This is a genomic window from Streptomyces flaveus, assembly GCF_014647675.1.
GTDB classification, from domain to species: Bacteria; Actinomycetota; Actinomycetes; order Streptomycetales; family Streptomycetaceae; genus Streptomyces; species Streptomyces flaveus.
Map to the genome: position 1 here is coordinate 64,955 of NZ_BMPQ01000027.1, position 23,142 is coordinate 88,096.

The 23,142-nt window shown below is 69.0% G+C and carries 17 protein-coding genes; 9 read left to right on the top strand and 8 right to left on the bottom strand.

Going from position 1 to position 23,142, the window contains the following annotated elements:
* Nucleotides 1–111: 111 nt before the first annotated feature.
* Nucleotides 112–1,314 carry a cytochrome P450 gene (locus tag IEZ21_RS36065; protein ID WP_189326032.1) on the bottom strand — a complete coding sequence of 401 codons (1,203 nt, stop codon included), beginning with the start codon at nucleotides 1,312–1,314 and terminating at the stop codon, nucleotides 112–114.
* A 237-nt stretch (nucleotides 1,315–1,551) separates the two neighbouring features.
* Between IEZ21_RS36065 and IEZ21_RS36070 the strand changes: the two genes are divergently transcribed.
* On the top strand, nucleotides 1,552–2,181 hold the full coding sequence (locus IEZ21_RS36070) for a TetR/AcrR family transcriptional regulator (protein WP_033319314.1): 630 nt from the start codon (nucleotides 1,552–1,554) through the stop codon (nucleotides 2,179–2,181).
* Between the two features lie 202 nt (nucleotides 2,182–2,383).
* On the opposite strand, the gene IEZ21_RS36075 is transcribed toward IEZ21_RS36070, so the two are convergent.
* Entirely contained in the window at nucleotides 2,384–2,722 is a 339-nt protein-coding gene (locus IEZ21_RS36075; protein WP_189326033.1) for a hypothetical protein, read from the bottom strand.
* A gap of 259 nt (nucleotides 2,723–2,981) precedes the next feature.
* Here IEZ21_RS36075 and IEZ21_RS36080 point away from each other — a divergent pair, with 259 nt between their 5' ends.
* Nucleotides 2,982–4,649 (top strand): UDP-glucose dehydrogenase family protein, encoded by a 1,668-nt coding sequence (locus tag IEZ21_RS36080; RefSeq protein WP_246568486.1) that lies wholly within the window; start codon nucleotides 2,982–2,984, stop codon nucleotides 4,647–4,649.
* A gap of 251 nt (nucleotides 4,650–4,900) precedes the next feature.
* On the opposite strand, the gene IEZ21_RS36085 is transcribed toward IEZ21_RS36080, so the two are convergent.
* Nucleotides 4,901–6,328 carry a glycoside hydrolase family 43 protein gene (locus IEZ21_RS36085; RefSeq protein WP_189326035.1) on the bottom strand — a complete coding sequence of 476 codons (1,428 nt, stop codon included), beginning with the start codon at nucleotides 6,326–6,328 and terminating at the stop codon, nucleotides 4,901–4,903.
* 101 nt (nucleotides 6,329–6,429) lie between these two features.
* Nucleotides 6,430–7,587 (bottom strand): right-handed parallel beta-helix repeat-containing protein, encoded by a 1,158-nt coding sequence (locus IEZ21_RS36090; protein ID WP_246568488.1) that lies wholly within the window; start codon nucleotides 7,585–7,587, stop codon nucleotides 6,430–6,432.
* A 411-nt stretch (nucleotides 7,588–7,998) separates the two neighbouring features.
* Here IEZ21_RS36090 and IEZ21_RS36095 point away from each other — a divergent pair, with 411 nt between their 5' ends.
* Nucleotides 7,999–10,839 carry a beta-L-arabinofuranosidase domain-containing protein gene (locus IEZ21_RS36095; RefSeq protein WP_189326037.1) on the top strand — a complete coding sequence of 947 codons (2,841 nt, stop codon included), beginning with the start codon at nucleotides 7,999–8,001 and terminating at the stop codon, nucleotides 10,837–10,839.
* A gap of 84 nt (nucleotides 10,840–10,923) precedes the next feature.
* On the opposite strand, the gene IEZ21_RS36100 is transcribed toward IEZ21_RS36095, so the two are convergent.
* Both IEZ21_RS36100 and IEZ21_RS36105 read right to left on the bottom strand, forming a co-directional pair.
* Nucleotides 10,924–12,027, bottom strand: coding sequence for a mechanosensitive ion channel family protein (locus IEZ21_RS36100; protein ID WP_189326038.1), 1,104 nt, complete (start codon nucleotides 12,025–12,027; stop codon nucleotides 10,924–10,926).
* Between the two features lie 334 nt (nucleotides 12,028–12,361).
* A complete protein-coding gene (locus IEZ21_RS36105; protein WP_189326039.1) occupies nucleotides 12,362–13,324 on the bottom strand; it encodes a lysylphosphatidylglycerol synthase transmembrane domain-containing protein in 963 nt (320 codons plus the stop codon).
* Nucleotides 13,325–13,465: 141 nt separating this feature from the next.
* Between IEZ21_RS36105 and IEZ21_RS36110 the strand changes: the two genes are divergently transcribed.
* Entirely contained in the window at nucleotides 13,466–15,349 is a 1,884-nt protein-coding gene (locus tag IEZ21_RS36110) for an ABC transporter ATP-binding protein (protein WP_189326040.1), read from the top strand.
* A 38-nt stretch (nucleotides 15,350–15,387) separates the two neighbouring features.
* Here IEZ21_RS36110 and IEZ21_RS36115 read toward each other — a convergent pair whose 3' ends face one another.
* Nucleotides 15,388–16,671, bottom strand: a complete 1,284-nt coding sequence (locus IEZ21_RS36115) for a cytochrome P450 (RefSeq protein ID WP_189326041.1) — start codon at nucleotides 16,669–16,671, stop codon at nucleotides 15,388–15,390.
* Between the two features lie 29 nt (nucleotides 16,672–16,700).
* Nucleotides 16,701–18,065: a glutamine synthetase family protein gene (locus IEZ21_RS36120; RefSeq protein ID WP_189326042.1), complete on the bottom strand. Its 1,365-nt coding sequence runs from the start codon at nucleotides 18,063–18,065 to the stop codon at nucleotides 16,701–16,703.
* A 342-nt stretch (nucleotides 18,066–18,407) separates the two neighbouring features.
* Between IEZ21_RS36120 and IEZ21_RS36125 the strand changes: the two genes are divergently transcribed.
* The 5 genes from IEZ21_RS36125 (at nucleotide 18,408) to IEZ21_RS36145 (ending at nucleotide 23,134) form a co-directional block, all read left to right on the top strand.
* The gene (locus IEZ21_RS36125) at nucleotides 18,408–18,596 is read left to right on the top strand and encodes a ferredoxin (protein ID WP_165341283.1); all 189 of its coding nucleotides are present in this window, start codon (nucleotides 18,408–18,410) and stop codon (nucleotides 18,594–18,596) included.
* Nucleotides 18,597–18,601: 5 nt separating this feature from the next.
* Complete coding sequence (locus tag IEZ21_RS36130) at nucleotides 18,602–19,810, top strand: NAD(P)/FAD-dependent oxidoreductase (RefSeq protein ID WP_189326043.1); 1,209 nt, start codon at nucleotides 18,602–18,604, stop codon at nucleotides 19,808–19,810.
* Between the two features lie 10 nt (nucleotides 19,811–19,820).
* Nucleotides 19,821–20,633 carry an acetoacetate decarboxylase family protein gene (locus IEZ21_RS36135; RefSeq protein ID WP_189326044.1) on the top strand — a complete coding sequence of 271 codons (813 nt, stop codon included), beginning with the start codon at nucleotides 19,821–19,823 and terminating at the stop codon, nucleotides 20,631–20,633.
* 121 nt (nucleotides 20,634–20,754) lie between these two features.
* The gene (locus IEZ21_RS36140; protein WP_189326045.1) at nucleotides 20,755–22,215 is read left to right on the top strand and encodes an aldehyde dehydrogenase; all 1,461 of its coding nucleotides are present in this window, start codon (nucleotides 20,755–20,757) and stop codon (nucleotides 22,213–22,215) included.
* A complete protein-coding gene (locus IEZ21_RS36145) occupies nucleotides 22,208–23,134 on the top strand; it encodes a 3,4-dihydroxyphenylacetate 2,3-dioxygenase (RefSeq protein WP_189326046.1) in 927 nt (308 codons plus the stop codon). Before IEZ21_RS36140 ends, IEZ21_RS36145 begins: the two co-directional genes overlap by 8 nt.
* Nucleotides 23,135–23,142: the final 8 nt, after the last annotated feature.

Consider the following 23,142-nt stretch of genomic DNA (forward strand, 5'->3'; position numbering starts at 1 on the left):
GCGGGATCGACGGGCGGCCGTTCGCGCCGCCGGTCCGCGCGTCCGCCAGGGATCCGGCGAGCATGCGGGTGGCGGCGACCGGCCCTCGTGCTGCAGGGCGCCCGAGCCGTGTCACCAGGCGACCGGCAGCGCGTGAACGCCGTAGATGCTCATGTCGTTGCGGAACCTGATCTCCTCCGGCGGCACCGCGAGCCGCAGGCCGGGCAGCTGGCGCAGGAGCACGGGCAGGGCGATCTCGAGTTCGGCACGGGCCAGGACCTGTCCGAGGCACTGGTGCACGCCGTGTCCGAAGGCCACGTGTCCGCGGGCGTCGCGCTCGATGTCGAGGCGGTCGGGGTCGCTGACGAAGTCGGGATCCCAGTTGGCTGCCGCGAGGTTCATGACCAGGAGGTCACCGGCGCGGACGAGCCGGCCACCGAGCTCGATGTCCTCCTTGGCCACTCGGGTGACCAGGTTATGCACGATCGTGAGGTGGCGCAGGAGCTCCTCCACCGCGGCCGAGACCACCTTCGGGTCGTCCGTGTCGCGGATCCGCGCGAGCGCGGCCGGGTTCTCCAGCAGCGTGAGGGTGCCCAGCGCGATCATGTTCGCGGTGGTCTCGTGCCCGGCGTTGAGGAGGATCAAGCTGTTCATCGCCAAGGTCTCGCGGCTCAGCTGCCCTTCCTGGAGGTGCTCGCGCGCGACGCGGCTGATCAGGGCATCGTCCGGCTCGCGTTCCTTCTTCCCGATGAGGTCGAACAGGTAGCCGAAGATCGACTTCCTCGCCTTCTGCCTCTCCTCCTCCGTGGCGGTGCGGCTCATCAGGACGGAGGTGATGTCCTGGAAGTAGGCGTGGTCGTCGTAAGGCACTCCTAACAGCATCGAGATCACCAGGGAGGGAATGGGCAGCGCGTACGCCTCGACCAGATCCGCGGGACTGCCGGAGGCGACCATGGTGTCGATGAACTCGTTCGCCATCTCCTCGATCCGCGGGCGCATGGCCTGGACCCGCTTGACCGTGAAGTCCTTGGTCAGCATGCGGCGCAGCCGGGCGTGTTCGGGGTCGTCCATCCGGGGAAACATCTGGGCGCCGGCCATGCTGCTCTGCTGCATGGGGACCTCTGCGCTGATCCGCGGGTCCGTCATCGCGGCCGTGACGTCCTCGTACCGGCTCACGGCCCAGGCGGCGTGGCCGTTCCAGTTCACCCGTCGCAGACCACCCGTCTCCCGCCACTCCCGGTACTCGGGGGCGGGGGCCAAAGGGCAGCGTGCGTCGCGGTCAGCGGGGAACTCGGGAAGACCGATGGCGTCATCGGTGCCGGTCGTGGTGGACATGGAACCTCCTGGAGCGTCGTGGGGGGGAAGGCGCCGAGGTACTGGTGAGCGAGCCGTCGTGACCACTCGAAGAACGCAGAGGCACTACACGCGTCATGGACTGCACACAGCGCTCCGCGTTCGCCACTCACCGGATCATTCGCGAGCCGACATGCAGCGGTAACTGGCAGCTGACTGCCAGTTCCATGGTGCCCCTGATGCAAGTGGCAGTCAACTGCCTCTTGGTACTCTGTCTTCGTGGCCACAGATTCCGAGCGACTCCTGCGGACCGACGCAGCCCGCAACGCCGAGCGGATCCTGCGCTCCGCCCGCGAGGTCTTCGCCGAGAGCGGCCCCGACGCACAACTGGACGAGATCGCCCAACACGCCGGGGTCGGTATCAGAACGCTCTTCCGGCGCTTTCCCAACAAGGCCGTCCTCGCGAAGGCCGCATTAGAACAGGGCATCGCCGAGTGCATCGCTCCGGCCATCGAACAGGCACTCCTCGATGACGACCCGCTCCTGGCACTCAACTCCGTGATCGACGCCGCCATGTCGCTGGCCGCCCGCGAGCACAACACCCTGGCTGCCGCGAGAAACGCCGGCGCCGTCATCTCGGACGCCATCGGCCCGTACTACGCGTCGCTGACCCTCCTCACCCGTCGGGCCCAGGAGGTCGGACGCATCCGCGCCGACCTCGTACCGGACGACATGCCCAGAATCATGGCCATGCTCTTCAGCCTGCTGTGGACCATGGACCCGGCCAGCGACGGCTGGCGCCGCTACCTCTCCCTCATCCTCGATGGCCTGTCACCGGCGGCGGCGACCCCGCTTCCCGAGTCCGTTCCGCTGCGGCCATCACCACGACCTGGAAACTGGCCGATCTGACGCGAGGGCCGAACGGCGCCCCTCGGCGAGACACTCGCCTCCGTCCAACGGGCGGAACCTCCGTACGGAATCCCGGCACCCGTCGGCAGGTGGAACACGTCCGCCAGGGCTGCTTCGATGGGCGACTCCGAGGCGGGTTCAGCCCCTTGGGCACCCAAGATTCCACGAACTCGCGCGCTTCGTTCCGAACGCTTCATAAGGTCTACTTAGGGGTCGTTTCGGCGTTGGGAGTGGTGGGGTCGGGTGGGTAGCCCTTGGCGCGGAGGAAGGTGTCCAGGGCGAGGGCCACGATGTCGCCGATGGGCAGGTGGTCGAGTTCGTTGTCCAGCGCGAACCGCTTGATCCGCTTCTTCAGCTTCAACGCGGCCGGGACCGAGGAGTCGAGACTCTCGCGCGCGATGATGCGCTGGTTGAGAATGACGGCAGTATCGGGAATGTCCTTGGGACGGCCGGGGCCGTGAGCCCACGGTGTTCCCTCGCTGGGCGCCTCCTGCGATCGCAGGTCCTGTTCCTGGTGGGAACCTGGAGCATCGGTCCTCACTGGGAACGCTGTACCGCCTGCCATCGGAGGAACTTCCGGACGAACCGCCACCTCGGCGGCCGGGCCCGCACCAGGAGCCGCGGACGTGACGTGAGACGGGCCGTACTGCGCAACAGGTTCGGCCGACTGCGTGGGCTGGACTGCAGATGTTGCAGGCTCGACAGCCGGGACCACAGACGGTGCCTGCCGCTTCGCCGACTCCCCGACGGATTCCATCTCCGCCTCTGGGGCGACGACGGCCGGGTGAGCCGGCTGACTGTTGGCCGGCTCCTGCACGGGGCCGCTTGGCGCGACCTCGACGGTCGGCTGGGCGGCAGGCTGCGCCACTTCGGGCACCGTTTCGGTCCGGCCCGACGGCTACGAGGAAGGCATCCACTCGCCGCCCGGCCACAATTGTCCGCGAGTATCCATTTCATTGCCGCCGGTGGCATTTTTCCGTCGACTCATGCTCGGTACAGCAGCAAGATTCGGTATCGCCACAGGTCAAGTGCTGTTCGTTCATCACGGAGATCGCAGGCGGCTCTGTGGGAAGCGCACCGGAATCGGTTGGGCTCTCGTTACCCTGGGACCTGCTCCGTGCCCGCTACGCCAGTACCCGCGTCGACGGTCGACGCAAGAATGGATCACCAGGATGACTCGCAAGGTCGCAGTGTTCGGCGCTGGCTACATCGGACTGGTCACCGGGGCCTGCTTCGCGGAACTGGGCCACGCTGTCGTCGTCCGGGACATCGTTCCGGAACGCATCCAGATGCTTCGCGCCGGCGACGTGCCAATCTTCGAGCCCGGCCTTGGCGACATGATCGCCCGCAACCAGGACCGACTCAGCTTCACGCTGGATGCGGATGAAGCGGTCGCCGAGGCGGAGGTGGTCTACGTCTGCGTCGACACCCCGCCGATGCCGTCCGGTGATGCTGACCTGTCACGGGTATTCGCGGTGATCGAGGCGCTCAAGGGCGCCAGTCACCTCACGGCGGTGGTCGTGAAATCGACCGTCCCGGTGGGCACCGGCGAGAGGGTACGGGCCGCCCTCGACGCAGCCGGGCTGGAACACGTCGGATACGCCTCCAACCCCGAATTCACCGCAGAAGGAAAGGCCGTCGGCGACTTCATGCACCCCGACCGCGTCGTGGTCGGGGTCTGGGAGGATGCCACGGCCAAACTGATCACCGAGTTGCACGAGGGCGTCGACGGGCCGGTCCTGGTGATGGACGTCGCCTCCGCCGAGATGACGAAGCTGGGCGCGAACGCGGCTTTGGCCACGAAGATTTCGCTCACGAACGAGCTGGCGACGGTGTGCGAGGCCACCGGTGCCGACATCGAACAGGTCGCTCGGGCCATCGGCATGGACCCGCGGATCGGGTCCCACTTCATGAAGGCGGGTCTTGGCTACGGTGGCTCCTGCTTCCCGAAGGACTCGCGTGCACTGCGCGCGCTGGCGACCAACTCCGGTCACCCGTTCCAGCTTCTGACCGCGGTCATCGAAGTGAACGATCTGCAGTCGCGCCGTCACATCCAGCGGCTGAAGGCCGAGTTGGGCGGTCTGCGGGACCGTACGGTCGCTCTGCTCGGTATGACCTTCAAGCCCGGCACGGACGACATGCGGGAGGCGCCGAGCACGATCATCGCCTCGCGGCTCCTGGCCGAGGGCGCGACGGTGCGTTGCTGGGATCCGCTGGCGGAGCCCGGCGCCATCGAGCCGTGGACGTCCGTAAGCCGTCACGCGACACCGCTGGAGGCCGTGAGCGGGGCGGATGCGGCGCTGATCGTCACGGAGTGGCCGGAGCTGGCCGGGGTGTCGTGGGGGCAGGCTCGCACGGTGATGCGGCGCCCGCTGATTTTCGACGGCCGGAACCTTTTGGACCCGCAGACGATGAAGGGCCTGGGCTTCACGTACATGAGCGTGGGACGGCCGACGGTATCGGGCTGACTCCGTAGCAGATGGCACTGCGGCCCCGGGCAGACGTCCGGGGCCGCAGTGGTGGACTCACGATCGTGGTGGCGGCAGTTGCTGGCTGGTGTCGAGGGAGCCACTCAGCCGTTACCGATCAGGAGGACAGAGGACAGAAGGACATCATGATCGCCGAACGCACCCGGCACACGACCGATGTGCCGTAATGCGCCGCCGCAAGTGTGCACGCGATGTGCGCGCAGATCTGTGGGACGGAACTGTCGTGCAGGTCAGAGTGGTGTGACGGGCACGAAGGAACTGTCCTGGCGGAACACGTCGGTGCCGTCCGTCGGGTCCACCCGGAGCTGGTAGCTGTAGTGGCGCAGGTAGTACCCCGGGTAGTTGTACGACTCGAAGCGGACGGAGCCGCTCGCCGTGCCCGTACGGGCGATGTACGTGGCGTCCCTGGCGAAGGTCGACGAGCCGTCGTTGGTGTCGAAGCGCGCCCGGAAGTCCCAGTGGCGCAGATAGTTCCCGGCCGCGTTGCGGAAGGAGTAGCCGCCCGCGTCGGCGAGACCCGGCACGACCGTGAACGTGGCCGCCTGCTTCTCCGCGGCGCTGCTCGTGGAGCTCACCACGGGGAGGTTGAGCAGGGCGGACTGCTCCTGCCAGTAGCGGGTGGTGTAGTTGGCCGAGCGCAGCGAGCGGCTGACGTTCGCCGGCAGGTTCACCCCGCCGGAGACCGTCTCCTTGAGCACGGTGAAGTGGCGTGCCGTGCCGGAGATCGACGGCAGCCTCTTCGGGGCGCTCCAGGTCGCGAAGGTGTCGTAGCTGTCGCTGTAGTAGTAACTGCCGTCGCCGTAGCCGTCGAAGAAGATCCGCCACGCGCCGTTGTCGAGCTGGATCAGTGCGGCGCCCTCGCGGGTGCTGCCCCAGCCCGCCCAGTTGCCGGTTCTGCGAATGGTGTACGGGCCGTTGAGGGCGGTGGCGGTGGCGTACTCGATGTACTTCGTCGTCTCGTTCTTCGTGAACGCGTGGTAGGTGGAGCCGAGCTTCACGATGAACGTGTCGATGTGGTTGGCGCCGATGCCGGACAGGGCCACGGGTGAACTCCACGCGGTGAGCGCGGAGTTGGTGGCCCTCAGTCGATACGGCGTGAAGATCCACTGGTCGTTGGCGGTCGAGCAGGACAGGATGATGTTCACGCTGCCGTCGCTGTCGACGAACCACTCGGGTGCCCAGGCGCGCGACAGGTTCGCGATGGGGACGGTGTAGTCGTACAGGAACGTCCAGTTGACCCGGTCCGAGCTGCGGGCGAAGCCGATGGTGGTGCTGGTGCCCTGCCAGGTGTGCGTGGTGTACGTGACGTAGTAGTAGCCGTCGGAGTGCCGGAAGATGCTGGCGTCACGGATCCGGCCCGCCGGCGGGGTGTACGCGGACGCCTTCAGCAGACGGAAGTCGGTGGCGTCGTCGGACTCGTACACGTTGACCGTGGCATCGGTGCTGTTGAGGAACGGCACGATGGTGTAGCGGGTGGCGGAGCCGCGGGGCGGTGCGGCGGCCAGAGCCGAGCCGAGCGTTCCGGGCAGTGCGCCCAGCAGGACCGCCGAAGCGGGGAGGGCGGCCATCGCCCGCAGCACGCCGCGGCGGGACGGTGTCAGGGAGTTCGGAGATCTGGTGTCGTTCGGTATGGCGGCGGGTCTGTCCGGTGTGTTCATGTGCGGCTCTCCTCGGTGCTTTCTTCTGCGGGTACGGCCCGTCCCATGGGCCCTGTTTCTTGTTCGGGGCCCTGCGGAACGGGCCGTACGCAGCGGTCAGTTCACAGGCGCGCCCCGATGGCCGTGCCGTTACGCGGGACCAGGAAGCCCGCGGCGGACGGAAGCGAGCCGTCGGCGTCGCGGGGCCCCGTGATCGCGGCAGGGTTTGTGCTCTGGACGGACGACTCGCCCCAACTGCCGCCCAAATTCCAGGAGTTGCCGGTGGCGACGGTGCCCGAGCCCACGGCGGCGGCCCGCCCGTCAGCGACCGACAGGTTCTCCTTCAGCACGGCACGCGATCCCGCACCGTCGGCGTCGAAGCCCGTACCGGCGTTGCCGAAGGTGGAGTTGCGGCTCAGCGCGAGCGCGCCCGGGTTGCCGTTGTCGGTGACGCCGTGCTTGGCGTTCTTGAAGGAGACGCTGTTGCGCAGGGTGTGGGCGACCGACGGGTCGGGATCCCCGCCGCCCATCTTGAAGCCGTTGCCGTCGCCCGCGAAGTCGGGGAAGTTCCAGCGGTTGAAGCCGTTGCCGTACGCGACCGTGTCCTCGATGACGATCGGCGAGGTGAACTCCCAGGCGTCGAAGCCGTCGTCGACGTTGTTCCACAGCCGCGCGCCCCGCACCACGTTGCCGCTCCCGCTGCCCTCCTTGATGGCGAGACCGTCCGCGCTCTCGCCGTTCTTGCGCGGATCGCGGTTGCCGTAACTGTCCAGGTTCAGGATCTGGTTGTTGCTGGAGGCGCCCTGAAGCTGGAAACCCGACTCGTAGTTGTCGTGGGTGCGCAGGCCGGAGAAGACGTTGTTGTTGCAGCCGTCGCAGTAGATGCCGTACGGGCCGTTCACGATCTCCAGTCCCGAGATCCGCCAGTGGGACGCCTCCTGGTGGATGGCACCGCGCTCGGCACGCGGGATGCTGCCGCCAACAGGTGTGTGACTGGCGGGCAGTTGCTCCCCGTCGACGACGACGCGCTCACCCTGGTACGACTCCAGGGTGATCGGCTGGGACGCCGTGCCCGAGGTGGTGATGGTGATGTTGTCGGTCATCCCGTACGTACCGCCGCGGACGGCGATGACGTCACCGGGCCGCGCCTTGTCCACGGCCTTCTGAATCGTCCGCAGCGGACGCGCGAGCGTTCCTGGAGCGGAGTCGTCGCCGTTCACGGCCACGACGATGGTGGGCGTGGCGGCGGCTGATGTCTCCTCAGCCGTCGCTGTCGCCATCGTCGCTGGCACCGCGGCCCCCAACACGAGTAATCCGGCGAGCACACCGACTGTGCGCATAAGGCTTCCTCTTCCTGTCCGGACGGATGTCGCCTTCTTGTGGTCACCCGACCGCGGAACGTTGCCGGGCCGCGCGGTCAGGAACCATGAACAGCACCGGCCAACGGCCGACATTTCGAACGGAGTTCGGCAAGCCGGTCGAAACGTAAGGTGCAGGTGGGGCCGCGTCAAGACTTCGCGAACGCTTGGCGACTTCTGTCGCTGGTGAGTCGCAGGCGCACGTACGAGCTGATCGTGACGCAACCATTGACGTGCACCCGCCCGCCTCTTACGTTCTGGTCGGTTATCCGAACCTTGATCGATATATCGGACATCGCTCCCGACCAGAAGCTTGAGTAGAAGAGGCCCCCCATGGCGTCATCCCCCTCCAGACGAGCCCTGCTTCGCGCCGCCGCCCTGGTCGCCGCGACCCCGGTGATGTCCACGATCCCCGTCGGCCGCGCCGCCGCCCAGACCGGTGCCGCCGCGGCAGCGGCCGCCGTCGCGGCCGGGCTGCCGGCGCCGACCGCCTGGGCGGTGCGGCCGTTCGAGCTGGAGGACGTGAAGCTCGGGCAGGGCGTCTTCGCCGGCAAGCGCCAGCTGATGCTCGACCACGGCCGTGGCTACGACGTGAACCGGCTGCTCCAGGTCTTCCGCGCCAACGCCGGGCTCTCCACGGGCGGCGCGGTCGCCCCCGGCGGCTGGGAGGGCCTGGACGGCGAGGCCAACGGCAACCTGCGCGGCCACTACACCGGCCACTTCCTGACCATGCTGTCGCAGGCGTACGCGTCCACCGGCGACCAGGCGTACGCCGACAAGATCCGCACCATGATCGGCGCGCTGACCGACGTGCGCGCGGCACTGCGGACCGCCCCGCGCATGCTCGCCGTCACCGGGAAGTGGGGCGGCGCCCACGAGAACGTCCGGGGCTCGTACCAGTACGTCGATCTCCCGGCCGCCGTGCTCGGCGGTGCCGCGGCGATCACCCTGTCGGTCTGGGTGAAGCCCACCCACAACGCCAACTGGCAGCGTGTCTTCGACTTCGGCAACAACGCCACCCGGTACATGTACCTGGCCGGCCGCAACGCGAACGGAGCACCGCGGTTCGCCATCACGACCAGCGGGCCGGGCGGGGAGCAGGGGCTCAACGGCACCGCCGCACTGCCGCTGAACCAGTGGAGCCATCTGGCGGTGACCATCAGCGGCAGCACCGGCACGCTCTACGTCAACGGCTCGGCCGTTGCCCAGAACACGTCGATGACCCTCAATCCGGCGGCGCTGGGCACCCTGACGAACAACTGGCTGGGCCGCTCCAACTTCTCCACCGACCCCGTGTTCGCGGGCGCCTTCGACGAGTTCAACGTCTACTCGCGTGCCCTGACCGCGGCCGAGATCACCTCGCTGCAGACGAACGAGGCCAAGAACTCCTCCGCTGGACTCGGCAACCTCGCGTCGTACTACTTCTCCGCCACCACCGGCGGCACCTTCGCCGACGCCTCGGGCCGTGGCCTGACCGCCACCCTGCGCCGCACCTGGGGCGGACCGAGCCACCCCGGCTTCCTCGCCGCGTACCCGGAGACGCAGTTCATCGACCTGGAGTCGCGGACCACCGCGGACTACACCAAGGTCTGGGCGCCCTACTACACCGCGCACAAGATCCTCAAGGGCCTGCTGGACGCGTACCTCGCCACCGACGACGACCGGGCGCTCGACCTCGCGTCCGGCATGTGCGACTGGATGTACTCCCGGCTGTCCAAGCTGCCCGACTCCACGCTCCAGCGCATGTGGGGCATCTTCTCCAGCGGCGAGTTCGGCGGCATCGTCGAGACGATCGTCGACCTGCACTCGATCACCGGCAAGGCCGAACACCTCGCGCTGGCCAAGCTGTTCGACCTCGACAAGCTCATCGACGCCTGCGCCGCGAACACCGACACCCTCGACGGCCTGCACGCCAACCAGCACATCCCGATCTTCACCGGGTACGTCAGGCTGTACGACGCGACCGGCGAGACCCGCTACCTCACCGCCGCCAAGAACTTCTGGGGCATGGTCATCCCGCACCGCATGTTCGGCATCGGCGGGACGAGCACGGCCGAGTTCTGGAAGGCCCGAGGGCTCGTCGCGGGCACGATCAGCGACACCAGCGCCGAGACCTGCTGCGCCTACAACCTGCTCAAGCTGAGCCGGATGCTGTTCTTCCACGACCAGGACCCGAAGTACATGGACTACTACGAGCGGGGCCTGTACAACCAGGTCCTCGGCTCCAAGCAGGACAAGGCCGACGCGGAGAAGCCGCTGGTCACGTACTTCATCGGCCTCACCCCCGGGCACGTACGCGACTACACGCCCAAGCAGGGCACGACCTGCTGCGAGGGCACCGGCATGGAGAGCGCCACCAAGTACCAGGACTCGGTGTACTTCACGAAGGCCGACAACTCCGCCCTGTACGTCAACCTGTACAGCCCCTCCACGCTGACCTGGTCCGCGAAGGGCGTCACCGTCACGCAGACCACGGACTACCCGAGGGAGCAGGGCTCCACGCTCACCATCAGCGGCGGCAGCGCGACCTTCGAGCTGAAGCTGCGCGTGCCGTCCTGGGCGACCGGTGGCTTCCGGGTGACCGTCAACGGCAGCGCGGTGAGCGGAACTCCGAACCCCGGCAGCTACTTCACCGTCTCCCGGAACTGGCAGAGCGGCGACACCGTACGCGTCACCATCCCGTTCCGGCTGCGGGTCGAGAAGGCGCTCGACGACCCGTCCCTCCAGACGCTCTTCTACGGCCCGGTCAACCTGGTGGGCCGTAACTCCAGCACGAGCCACCTCCAGGTCGGGCTCTACAAGAACGCCGCACTCTCCGGAGACCTGCTGCCCTCACTGACGCCGGTGTCCGGCAAGCCCCTCCACTACACGCTGAACGGCACCGAGTTCGCCCCCTTCTACGAGGGCACCGAGGACCGGACGCACGCCTATGTCCGCCGGGCGGAGCCCAAGGTCGTCTTCGGGAACACGGACTCCGGGGTCGCCAACCCGGCGAAGTCCGACGGGACGACGCTGCTCGACGAGATCTGGGCGGGGGCGCCGTTCGCCAACAAGGGCGCGCTGGTCTCGCGTGTGCAGTCGACCGTGAATTCCTGGGTGTCGGCCGGGTTGTTGAGCCAGGCCGACGGTCAGAAGGTGGTCACCACGGCGCAGAACGCCACGTACGTGCCCTGACGGCGGGCGGATCTCTCGGGTCTCTCCGGGCGAGGCAACTGCCGGGGAGGTCACCGGCGTCGACACGGTGACCTCCCGCTCGGCTCATGCTTTCTGCGCGTCTACGGAGATGGTTGTGACGCCGTCCCACTGTGGCGGAATGGCCCCGCTGCCGTTCGGGCCGCCGTTCTGCAGCGCGATCGTCCGCGCGGGGGAGGGGATCCTGATGCCCTCGACCCGGTAGCGCGTGTGCAGCCGCTTGATGAACTCGTGCTTGATCCGGTACTGGTCGCTGAACTCGCCGACGCCCAGGATGACCGTGAAGCTGATCCGCGAATCCCCGAACGTGTGGAAGCGGATGGCGGGTTCGTGCTCGGGCATGGCGCCCTCGACCTCCGTCATCACCTCGGTCACGACCTCGGAGGTCACCCGCTCGACATGCTCCAGGTCGCTGTCGTAGCCGACCCCGACCTGCACGGTGAGCGTCATCTCCTGTTCGGGACGGCTGTAGTTGGTCATGTTCGTGCTGGACAACTGGGCGTTGGGGATGATCACAAGGTTGTTGGAGAGGTCGCGTACGACGGTGTTGCGCCAGTTGATGTCGACGACATAGCCCTCCTCTCCGCTCGTCAGCTGGATGTAGTCACCGGGCTGGATCGTCTTCGAGGCGAGGATGTGGATGCCGGCGAAGAGGTTCGCGAGGGTGTCCTGGAGGGCGAGCGCGACCGCCAGACCGCCGACGCCGAGGGCGGTGAGCAACGGGGCGATGGAGATGCCCAGGGTCTGCAGGACGACCAGGATGCCGATCGCCAGCACCACGACACGCGTGATGTTGACGAAGATCGTGGCCGATCCGGCGACGCCCTGCCGTGACTGGGTCACGGCCCGCACCAGGCCCGTGATGATGCGCGCCGCCGTGATGGTGGAGGCGAGGATGAGGAGAACCGTCAGGATCTGGTTGAGGTTGTGGTTGACCTGCTTCGTCAGAGGCAGGGCCGCCGCGGCCGCGGCCACACCCCCGGCGAGCGCCGCGATCGGTACCAGCGCGCGCAGCGAGTCGACGATGACGTCGTCCCCGCGCCAACTCGTACGGTCCGCGTGCTTGCCCAGCCAGCGCAGCAGCAGCCGCAGCAGGATGCCCGCCGCAAGCCCGACAGCCACCCAGACGCCGGCGATGATCATGTCCTGCGCGGTGAGATCGCGGTTCACCAACTGCCTCCCGTCGTGCCGGGAAGGGCGCTTTCGCCCGGTATGCGATGTCTTGTCACTTGGTCACCTGCTGCTCGATTCCGTGTAGTGCGCTCCCGCCGGGACGTCTGTGCGAAGACACGGCGGGTTCGCTCATCCTGCCGTATTCGCGCGTATGCCTCGCCCCTGGTCCGTTTCGTTTCCGGCCATCGTCGTAGGCGCACCGGGTACGTGGACGCCCGGCGCGGCTGGGACAGGGCTTGCGCGGAGTGATCACCGGCGACTCAGGGGGCTGGGGCTCGTCCCCTTCACCGCGCCCAAGATGGCCTGGATACGCCGCCGCCGGGGCCGGTGCTCAGATCATCTTCAGGCGCACCAACGCGCCCAGCGTCAACGCCCCCGGCAGCAGCGGCAGCCACACCGTGATGATGCGGTAGGCGAGTACCACCGCCGTCGCCACCGCGGCCGGGCCGCCCGCCGCCACCAGCGCGACGATCAGCGCGGCCTCGACCGAGCCGATACCGCCCGGCGTGGGGATGAGTGCGACGGCGACCGTCGCCGCCAGATACGCGACCACGATGTGCAGCGGAGACACCGGCAGCCCCAACGCCAGCCCCACCGCGACCAGTCCGGCCGCCTGCAGGATGGGGAAGGAGATCGAGCCGCCCCACAGCGCGAGCGCGCGCGCCGGCCGGGTGTGCACGGAGCGCGCCTCGCTCAGCGCGGTCCGCAGGAAGGTGAACACGACGGTACGCAGCCGTCGTACGAGCAGCAGGACCGCCACCGCGACGCACACCGCCGCACCGGCGGCGAGCAGCAGCGGACCGATCGCCGCGTCCGGGATGAGCTTGTCGGGTCGCAGCGCGTCGGGGAAAGCGATCAGCAGGGCCAGCAGCAGGCCGGTCCGGGCTATGGACTCCGCGAGCAGATAGAGCGCGAGCGCGGCCGATGAGCGGGCCAGCGGGACACCGCACACCGCCATGAAGCGGAGGTTGACGGCGCTCGCGCCGAGCCCGGTCGGCAGGAGGTGGTTGGCGGCGCCCGCCGCGAACTGCGTGGCGAGCAGCCGGCATTTGGGCAGCCGTTCGACCAGGGCGCCCTGCCGGGTGACGGCCGCCGCGACCCAGGTGAGGCAGGTCGCCGCACCCGCCGCCAGCAGCCAGGGCCACTTGGCCGTCGCCAGGTGGCCGAAGCCGTCCACGAGCACGGACCAGTGGCGCACCGCGACCACGGCTACGAGGGCGAGCGGAAGCAGGCACAGGATCTGGCGGACCGGGATGCGTCGGTGGAGGGCTCGGGGAAGTCGTACGTCCGTCACACCTGGAGAGGCTTTCCGCGCCGAGCCAACGGGCGGTTGCGGGCATGGGGACGGCGGCTTACGCGCCGGGCACGTCCTTGGACCATGCGCATCGGCCAACCCCTTGACCTCAAGGTTGCTTGAGGTCTTAGCGTCGTACGCATGAGCATGGAAACCACCGCCTGGACGCAGCTGCACAGCGTCATGAACGCCCAGCAGGAACGCCGCCCCTTCGCCCGCGCGACACTGCGCCGCATCGCCGGTTTCGCCCGCCCGCACCGCCGCCGTATCGTGCAGTTCGTCGTGCTCAGCGTGGCGACCGCGCTGCTCGCTGTGGCGACGCCGGTCCTCGCCGGGCGCGTCGTGGACGCGATCGTGTCCGGCGGCGAGGAGGGCACGGTCGTACGCCTTGCCCTGCTCATCGCCCTGATCGCGTTCGCCGAGGCGGGGCTCGGGCTGATGAGCCGCTGGCTCTCGTCGACACTCGGCGAGGGACTCATCCTCGATCTGCGCACAGCGGTCTTCGATCATGTGCAGCGCATGCCGGTCGCGTTCTTCACACGCACTCGTACGGGAGCGCTCGTCAGCCGACTCAACAACGACGTGATCGGCGCCCAGCGCGCGTTCAGCAACACCCTGTCCGGAGTGGTCAGCAACCTCGTGACGCTGCTGCTCACCCTCGTCGTCATGCTCACCCTGTCCTGGCAGATCACCCTGCTCGCCCTGGTCCTGCTCCCGGTGTTCGTCGTCCCCGCCCGCCGCATGGGCCGCCGGATGGCGAAACTCCAGCGCGAGGCCGCCGACCTGAACGCCGCGATGGGCACCCGCATGACCGAGCGGTTCTCCGCGCCCGGCGCCACGCTCATCAAGCTCTTCGGGAGGCCCGACGACGAGTCGAAGGAGTTCGCCGCGCGGGCCCGGCGGGTGCGCGACATCGGGGTGCGTACGGCGATGGCACAGACGGCGTTCATCACCGCACTGACCCTCGTCTCCGCACTCGCGCTCGCCCTGGTGTACGGCCTCGGCGGCTGGTTCGCACTGCGCGGCAGCCTGGAACCGGGCGCCGTGGTGTCGCTGGCGCTGCTCCTCACCCGCCTCTATGCGCCCCTGACCTCCTTGGCGGGAGCCCGAGTCGAGGTCATGAGCGCCCTCGTGAGCTTCGAGCGCGTCTTCGAGGTGCTCGACCTGAAGCCGCTGATCGAGGAGAAACCGGGCGCCCGGAAGGTGCCGGACGGTCCGGTCTCCGTCGAGTTCACCGACGTCCGCTTCGGCTACCCGTCCGCCGACAAGGTCTCCCTGGCCTCGCTCGAGGAGGTCGCCTCCCTCGACACCCGCGGCGGCGCCGAGGTCCTGCACGGCATCTCCTTCCGCGCCGAACCCGGCCAGACCGTCGCCCTCGTCGGCTCCTCCGGCGCCGGAAAGTCGACCATCGCGCAACTGCTGCCCCGGCTGTACGACACCGACGAGGGCTCCGTACGCATCGGCGGCGTCGACGTACGCGAACTGAGCGCCGAGTCGATGCGGGCAGCCGTCGGCATGGTCACCCAGGACGGGCACCTCTTCCACGACTCGGTCCGCGCCAACCTGCTGCTCGCCCGGCCCGACGCCGACGACGACGAACTGTGGGCCGTACTGCGCCGCGCCCGCCTCGACGATCTCGTACGCTCCCTGCCCGACAGCCTGGACACCGTGGTCGGCGAGCGCGGCTACCGGCTCTCCGGCGGCGAACGCCAGCGCATGACCATCGCCCGCCTGCTGCTGGCCCGCCAGCGGATCGTCATCCTCGACGAGGCCACCGCCCACCTGGACAACACCTCCGAAGCCGCCGTCCAGGAAGCGCTCACCGAAGCCCTGGAGGGCCGCACCGCGGTCGTCATCGCCCACCGGCTGTCGACCGTACGGGCCGCCGACGCGATCCTCGTCGTCGAGGCCGGCCGGATCGTGGAGCGAGGCACGCACGAGGAACTGCTCGCGGCGGGCGGACGGTACGCGGAGCTGTACCGGACGCAGTTCCGGAAGACCGCGCCGCTCGAGGCGGCGGCATGAGCAGCATCGCCCTTCCGGCAGTCGGCGCATCTCGTTCGTCAGGCCAGACTGACCTCGACCGGCAGTTTCTTGATGCCGTTGACGAAGTTCGAGCGGACGCGGGGGACGTCGCCGGCCAGGCGGATGTCCGCGAGGCGCGGAATCAGCTCCTCGAACATGATGCGGATCTCGGTACGGGCGAGCAGGTTGCCCAGGCACAGATGCGGGCTGCCCTTGCCGAAGGTGACGTGGTCGTTGTGCTGCCGGGCGACGTCGAAGTCGTACGGGTTGCCGAAGACCTCCTCGTCGCGGTTGCCGGAGGCGAACCACATGACGACCTTGTCGCCCTCCTTGACCCGCTTGCCGCCGAGTTCGACGTCGCGGGTCGCGGTGCGGCGGAAGTGGTAGACGGGGGAGGCCCAGCGCAGGAACTCCTCCACCGCGAGGGGAATCAGGGAGGGGTCCTCCCGCAGGCGGGCCAGTTGCTCGGGGTGCTGGAGGAGCGCCAGCATGGAGTGCGTGATGGTGTGGCGGGTGGTCTCGTTGCCGGCGACGACCAGCAGCAGGAAGTAGTTGTCGAAGTCCTGCGGTGAGAGCGGGACGCCGTCGCGCGGGGTGGTGTTGACGAGCTTCGACACCAGGTCCGTGCCGTCGCCGCCGCGCCGTCGGCGGGCCAACTCCCGTCCATACTCGAAGACTTCGAGCGAGGCGGGGGAGCGGAAGGGCAGGTCGCGGTACTGCTCGCTCTCCTCGCTGTGCAGCAGCACGTCCGCGTAGTCGGGGTCGGTGTGGCCGATGATGCGGTTGCCCCAGTCGATGAGCTGCTGGTTGTCCGTAGGAGGTACGTCGAGAAGGCGGGCCAGGACGTTGATGGGGAAATCGGCGGAGATCTCCTTGACGAAGTCGAAGGTGCCCTTGGCCAGGGCGGCGTCCAGCGTGGTGGCGGTCAGGCCGCGCAGGAAGTCCGTGTAGCTGTTGATGACGCTCGCCCCGAACTGACGCTGGATCAGGCTGCGCAGGGCGCGGTGGCGGACGCCGTCCAGCTCCAGGATCGAGGCGCGCTTCTTGATCTGGTCGTCGTCGACCTCTTCGAGGTTGACGAACTTCGTCGAGGTGAAGGTTTCCGGGTCGCGGTCGACGGCGGTGATGTCCGCATGCCGGGTCACCGCCCAGAAACCCGAGTTGGGGGCCTTTTCCGGCTGCCAGTGCACCGGGTCCTCGTGGCGCAGAGTGTGGAACATGCGCCAGGGGGTGACCCCGTCGGTGAAGTGGTCGAGGTCGGCGAGGTCGACGTCCGCGAGCGGCATGGGTTCGCGCACGGCGTCGGTCAGGATCTCGGTCATCAAAGGGCTCCTCGGCGGCGCGGACGGCGTCACAGGTGGTAGGCGTACTCGGTGAACTCCCAGTCGGTGACGTGCCGTTGGAAGCGTTCGACCTCGTTGCGCTTGTAGCTCAGGAAGGACGTGGCGAAGTCCTTGCCGAGCATCTCGGTCAGGGCGGTGTCCGCCTCCAGCGCGTCCAGGGCCGCGGGCAGGTTCATCGGCAGTACGGGGGACTTGGACGTGTCGTAGCCGTAGCCCTCCAGCGGGGCCGGTGGCTCCTCGCCCGCCCGGACGCCGAGCAGGGCGGCGGCGACCGTGCCGGCGATCAGCAGATACGGGTTGGCGCCGGCGTCGCCGAGCCGCAGTTCCACGCGCGCGCCGGAGCCCCGCTCGGGCGGGATGCGGAGCATGGCACTGCGGTTGTCCAGGCCCCAGTCGATCAGCCAGGGCGCGAGTGTGTCGGGTCCGAAGCGCTTGTACGAGTTGACCGTGGGGTTGGCCAGCGCGGCGAGCGCGGGCGCGTGCGCGAGGATGCCGGCGACGGCGTGCCGGGCGGTGGCGGACAGGCCGTACGTGCCGGAAGGGTCGTCGAAGGCGTTGTGGGCGCCTTCCTCGTCGGGGGCCAGGCAGGACAGATGGAGGTGGAAGCCGGAGCCGCCCGCGTCACCGAAGGGCTTGGCCATGAAGGTGGCGAGCTTGCCCTCCTTGCGGGCCAGCTCCTTGACGGCGGCCTTGAAGCGGAAGGCGCGGTCGGCGGCGTCCAGGGCGCCCGAGTGGCTGAGGTTGATCTCGTACTGGCCGCCGTCGAACTCGTGGTTGCCGGTGGTGACGCCGATGCCCAGGTCGCGCAGGTGCCGCAGGGTGCGCAGCAGGTGGTTGCCGGGGTCGGCGCGCAGACCGGCGGTGTAGACGGCGCCGGTGGTCTCCGGTGCGCGGCGCCAGCCGGTGGGTGTCTGCGGGGCGGGTTCCAGCAGGAAGTACTCCAGCTCGGGGCCGACCACGGGCCGCAGTCCGTGTTCGGCGCACCGGGCCAGGACGGCCCGCAGCAGGTCGCGCGGTGACTCGGCGGCGGGAGCCCCGGTCGCCGGATCGACGACCTCTCCCAGGCAGGTGGCGACGCCGGGCTCCCAGGGCAGCGCGGCCAGGGTGGACAGGTCCGGGCGCACGCAGACGTCCGGCAGTCCCGCGTCCAGACCGCCCGCGACCGGGACGACGTCGCCCTGGGGGCTGGTGTGGTACACGGCGCGGCAGAAGGCCAGGCCGTGGTCGCAGGCCGACGGCAGGTGGTCGAGCAGGACGTCGCGGGCGCGGTCGGTGCCGATCAGGTCGGGATAGATCACCCGGACCACGTCGATGCCCTCGGCGGCGAGCCGCTCCAGATGGCGTCGGACGTCCGGGGTGTCGGATGCGCTCACCGATGTCTCCTTGGGCGGGTGGTGGGACGCCCTCGGGCCCTGGGGGGCGCTGGGAGGGGGAGTCGGGGGAGTCGGGGATTTCATTTGATCCCGAACGGTATGGAAGTGAGTCGCCGTGCCGCAAGAGTCTGGCCCGGAAAAATTATCCACCTGGACAGGTATTGACCAAGGCTAATCGGCTTCCTATGTTGTTTGAAGCCAAACGAGTCAGGGATGCGGCTTCCTCGCAGCCCTTTGGCAGAGGGGCCTGGCCGCACGGTGCCTGTGCACACGGCGGCCGGGCCCCTCCCACCGAACCGTCCCCGCCCTGCTCCGACGCCCTCACCCCCTGGAGGACCGGCCATGAAGGTCGTCGTCGACATGAACAAGTGCCAGGACCACGGCCAGTGCGTCTTCGCGGCCCCCGACGTCTTCTCGCTGGACGACGCGGGCCATCTGGCGTACGTCTCCGATCCGGACGACGCGCTGCGCGACGAGGTCGAGGAGGCCGCGGACGTGTGTCCGCTGCAGGCCATCCGGATCGAGGACTGAGAAGCGTGAACGGACGCATCGTCGTCGCCGGCGCCTCCATGGGCGGCCTGCGCGCCGCCGAGCAACTGCGTGCGGCGGGCTGGACCGGCGCGATCACGGTCGTCGGCGACGAGCCCCACATGCCGTACAACCGGCCGCCGTTGTCGAAGGACGTGCTGGCCGGGAAGGCGCCGTTCGAGTCGCTGGCCTTCACGCCGAAGGCGTCGACGGCCGATGTGGAGTGGCGGCTCGGCGCAAAGATCGTCGCGGCCCGCCTCGCCGAGCGGACCGTGGAACTCGACGACGGATCGGCCCTCTCGTACGACGGTCTGGTCGTCGCCACCGGCATGCGGCCCCGTCGGCTGCGCTGCCCCGGCCCGCTCGCCGGCCGCCACACGGTCCGTACGCTCGCCGACGCGCAGGGCCTGCGAGACGAACTGACCCGGCCCGGCACCCGTGTCGTCGTGGTCGGCGCCGGATTCATCGGCTGCGAGGTCGCCGCCACCGCCGTAGGACTCGGCGTTCGCGAGGTGACCGTCGTCGATCCGCTGCCCCTGCCCATGGTGGGCCCGCTGGGCGAACTGCCGGCCCGCGCGCTGCTGAAGCGGCACGAGGAGCGGGGGGTGCGCTTCGCCCTCGGCACGGGAGTCGCCGGGTTCGAGGGCGACGACCGTGTGACCGGTGTCGTCCTCGCCGACGGTTCCGTGCTGCCCGCCGACGTGGTGGTGGAGTCGGTCGGCTCGGTCGCCAACACCGAGTGGCTTCAGGGCAACGGGCTCGACCTGTCCGACGGAGTGCTCACCGACGAGCACCTGCGGGCCGGCGGACATCCGGAGGCGGTCGCGGTCGGCGACGTCGCCCGCTTCCCCAACGCCCGCTACGACGGCGTACCTCGTCGGGTCGAGCACTGGTCGATCCCCACCGACACCGCCAAGCATGCGGCGAGGACGCTGGCCGCTCATCTGGCCGGTGGGGCCGTGGAGTTGGCGCCCTTCGCGCCGCTGCCCACCTTCTGGAGCGACCAGCACGACTTCCGGCTCCAGTCGTTCGGGGCGCCCGGTCTTGGCCTCGAAGACGTGCGAGTGCTGGACGGCGAGCCGGAGGGTGACGTCCTCGTCGGTTACCACGTCGGCGGTCGACTCGTCGGCGTCGTCGCGCTCGGCGGCCACGCGGCCGCCCTGGGTGCCGCCAAGTATCGCGCCCACCTGCTCAAGCAGCCCGCCCTCACCGCGTAAGGAGCTCCAAGTGGCCAGTCTCCGTGGTTACTTCCATCCCAAGACGGCGAGTGGTGCCTCGTCGCTGATTCCGTCGCCGCCGTGGCGTTACTCCGGTGATCTGCTGACCGTCGAGTACCGCACGGATCCCTCGCGGGTGCGTGAACTCCTGCCGGAGCCCTTGGAGTTGGCCGACGAGGACCCGGGTGCGGTAGCGCTGATCTGGGCCGACTGGCAGTCCTGCTCCGAGTCCGGGGCGGAGCTGCTGGATCCGGTGCTGTCGCAGTACAAGGAGGCCTTCGCGGTCGTGCGCTGCAAGTTCCGGGGGCAGACGTATTCGCGGTGCGTGTACATCTGGGTCGACAAGGACTTCGCCATCGCGCGCGGGCTGCATCAGGGGTATCCGAAGAAGCTCGGGTCCATCCATCAGACACGGCCCCATCCGTACGGGCCCGCTCCGCGGGTTGAGGCGGGGGCTCGGTTCGGGGCGACGCTCGCGGCAGCCGACCGGCGGTTGGCCCAGGCCGTGGTCACGTTGCGGGAGCCGTCGGAGACGAACGGGTTCGTCAACGGGCATCCCATGGTGCATCACCGGTGGCTGCCGTCCATTGAGAAGGGCAAGGGGCTTGCTCTGGATGAGCTGATCGAGTCCGGGGCGGATTCCTTCGAGGGCGGGCAGCCGTGGGTCGGGGACGCCGAGTTGGAGTTGTTCGAGGCGCCTACGGAGGAGCTGGCGCGGTTGGAGGTTCGGGAGCCGATTGCTGCGTACTACCGGCAGGTTGGGGTGGTTTGGGACGGCGGGCGGCTGCTGGAGGTCGGTACGTCGGGAGCGTTTGCCGGGTGAGGTCTGTGGCCCGCCGCGGGTTGTTTTGTGCTGGTCGCACCTATGCGGCGGAGCCGCATATCGATACAACCCCGCGCCCCTAGGTAGCTCATCTGCCCCCGTTTATTAGGAGCCGCTCGTCATGTCTGACCTCATCACCGTCGCCGGTGTTTCCGTCGACACCCGGCACTGGATAGGCGGCCAACGCGTCGCCTCCGCCGACACCTTCGCCGACCTCTCTCCGATCGATGGAAGCGTCCTCGGCGAGATAGCCCGCGGCACCCCGGCGGAGGCCGGCGCCGCCGTGGCCGCCGCCAAGGCCGCCTTCCCCTCCTGGGCCGCCACCCCCCGCGCCGAACGCGCCCGCATCCTGCACGCCATCGCCGACGGCGTCGAGAAGCGGATCGAAGAGCTGGCCATCGTCGAGACCACCGACAACGGCGCCCTGCTGCGGTCGCATCGCCGGGGTGTGATGCCGCGTGTGGCCCACAACTTCCGTTTCTTCGCGGACTGGCTGCTGAAGCTCGACCACGAGGACTTCGAGACGAGAGGCCACACGAACCACGTGAGCTGGGACCCGGCGGGCCCCTCCGTGCTGATCACCCCGTGGAACGCGCCGCTCATGCTGGCCACATGGAAGGTCGCCCCGGCCCTGGCGGCCGGCAACACGGTCGTCCTCAAGCCCGCCGAGTGGTCCCCGCTGACTGCCTCGCTGCTCGCCGACATCGCGGCCCAGGCCGGGCTCCCGGCCGGTGTCCTCAACGTCGTCCAGGGCTACGGCGCCGAGATCGGCGACGCCCTCACCTCGCACCCGGACGTACGCCGGATCAGCTTCACGGGGTCGGTGCCGACGGCGCGTCGTATCGCTGCGTCCGCCGCGCCGAACCTCACCCCGCTCAGCCTCGAACTCGGCGGTAAATCACCCCTGTTGGTGTTCGCCGACGCCGACCTGGACCTCGCCGTCGACCTCGCGGTGGAGCAGTACGACAACGCCGGGCAGGTCTGCCTGGCCGCGACCCGCATCCTCGTCGAGGAGTCGGTCGCCGAGGAGTTCACCCGCCGCTTCGTGGAGAAGGCGGCGCGGTTGAAGCAGGGCGACCCGCGGGAGGAAGCCACCGACATCGGGCCCAGCATCCACTCCCGCCAGCTGGAGAAGATCGACGGCTTTGTGCGGCGGGCTGTGGAGACCGGGGCGCGCGTCGTCATCGGCGGGTACCGCAAGGAGGGGCAGTACTACGCACCGACGCTCCTCACGGATGTCGCCCAGGCCTCGGAGATCGTCCAGGAGGAGGTCTTCGGGCCGGTACTGACCCTCCAGACCTTCGCCACCGAGGAAGAAGCCGTCCACCTCGCGAACGACACCCGCTTCGGGCTCGCCGCCACCCTCGCCACCGGCGACCACGAGCGCGCCGAACGCGTCAGCGCCCAGCTCGTGGCGGGCACGGCCTGGGTCAACTGCTTCTTCGTACGTGACCTCCAGGCGCCCTTCGGCGGCTCCCGCCTCTCCGGTGTCGGCCGGGAGGGCGGCACCTGGAGCTTCGACTTCTACTGCGACCTGAAGAACACCGTCACGGCCCCGAACGGATGGAACAACCATGGGTGAGATCGTCGGGGCGGGCCTGCTCGCCCATGTCCCCACCATCGTGCTCCCGGAGGCGGACCGGCTGGAGCTGAACGAGGGCAAGGAGATCACCCTCGTCACCGGCCTTCACCAGCTCCGTAAGGACGTCTTCGAGCGGGGTGCCGCCAACGAGTACGACACGGTGGTCGTCCTCGACTCCCACTGGGCCACCACCGTCGAGTTCGTCGTCACCGCCCAGCAACGGCGCGCGGGCCTGTTCACCTCCGAGGAACTGCCGCGCGGTATGTGCCGGATGCCGTACGACTTTCCCGGCGACCCCGAACTCGCCCGCAACATCGAGAAATTCGCCGACAAGCACGGCACCTGGATCACCGCGATCGACGACGACTACCTGCCGATCTACTACGCCACCATCAACCTGTGGAAGTTCCTCGGCGAGGGGCTTCCGGACAAGCGGTGGGTGAGCATCGGCGTCTGCCAGACCGGCGATATGGAGGACCACCTTCGCCTCGGCCGTGCCCTCGCGGACGGTATCGCCGCCACCCCCGGGCGGCGCGTCCTGCTCATCGCCTCGGGCGCGCTGTCGCACACCTTCTGGCCGCTGCGCGAGATCCGCGACCACGAGGCCAGCGATCCGGTGCACATCCGCACGCCGGAGGCCCGCGAGGCCGACTACGAACGCATCGCCTGGTTCAAGGAGGGCCGTCACGACAAGGTCCTGGACACCATGGGCGAGTTCTGGAAGGTCAAGCCGGAGGCGAAGTTCTTCCACTACCTGATGATGGCCGGCGCGCTCGGCGAGCAGGCGTGCGTCGCGAAGGCCCGGCAGTACGGCGAGTACGAGAACTCCGTCGGCACCGGCCAGGTCCATCTGTGGTTCGACCGCCCCGCCGACGGCTGGACCGGCAACAGCCTGCCCACCCCCGCCGCTCAGTCCTGACGAGGAGT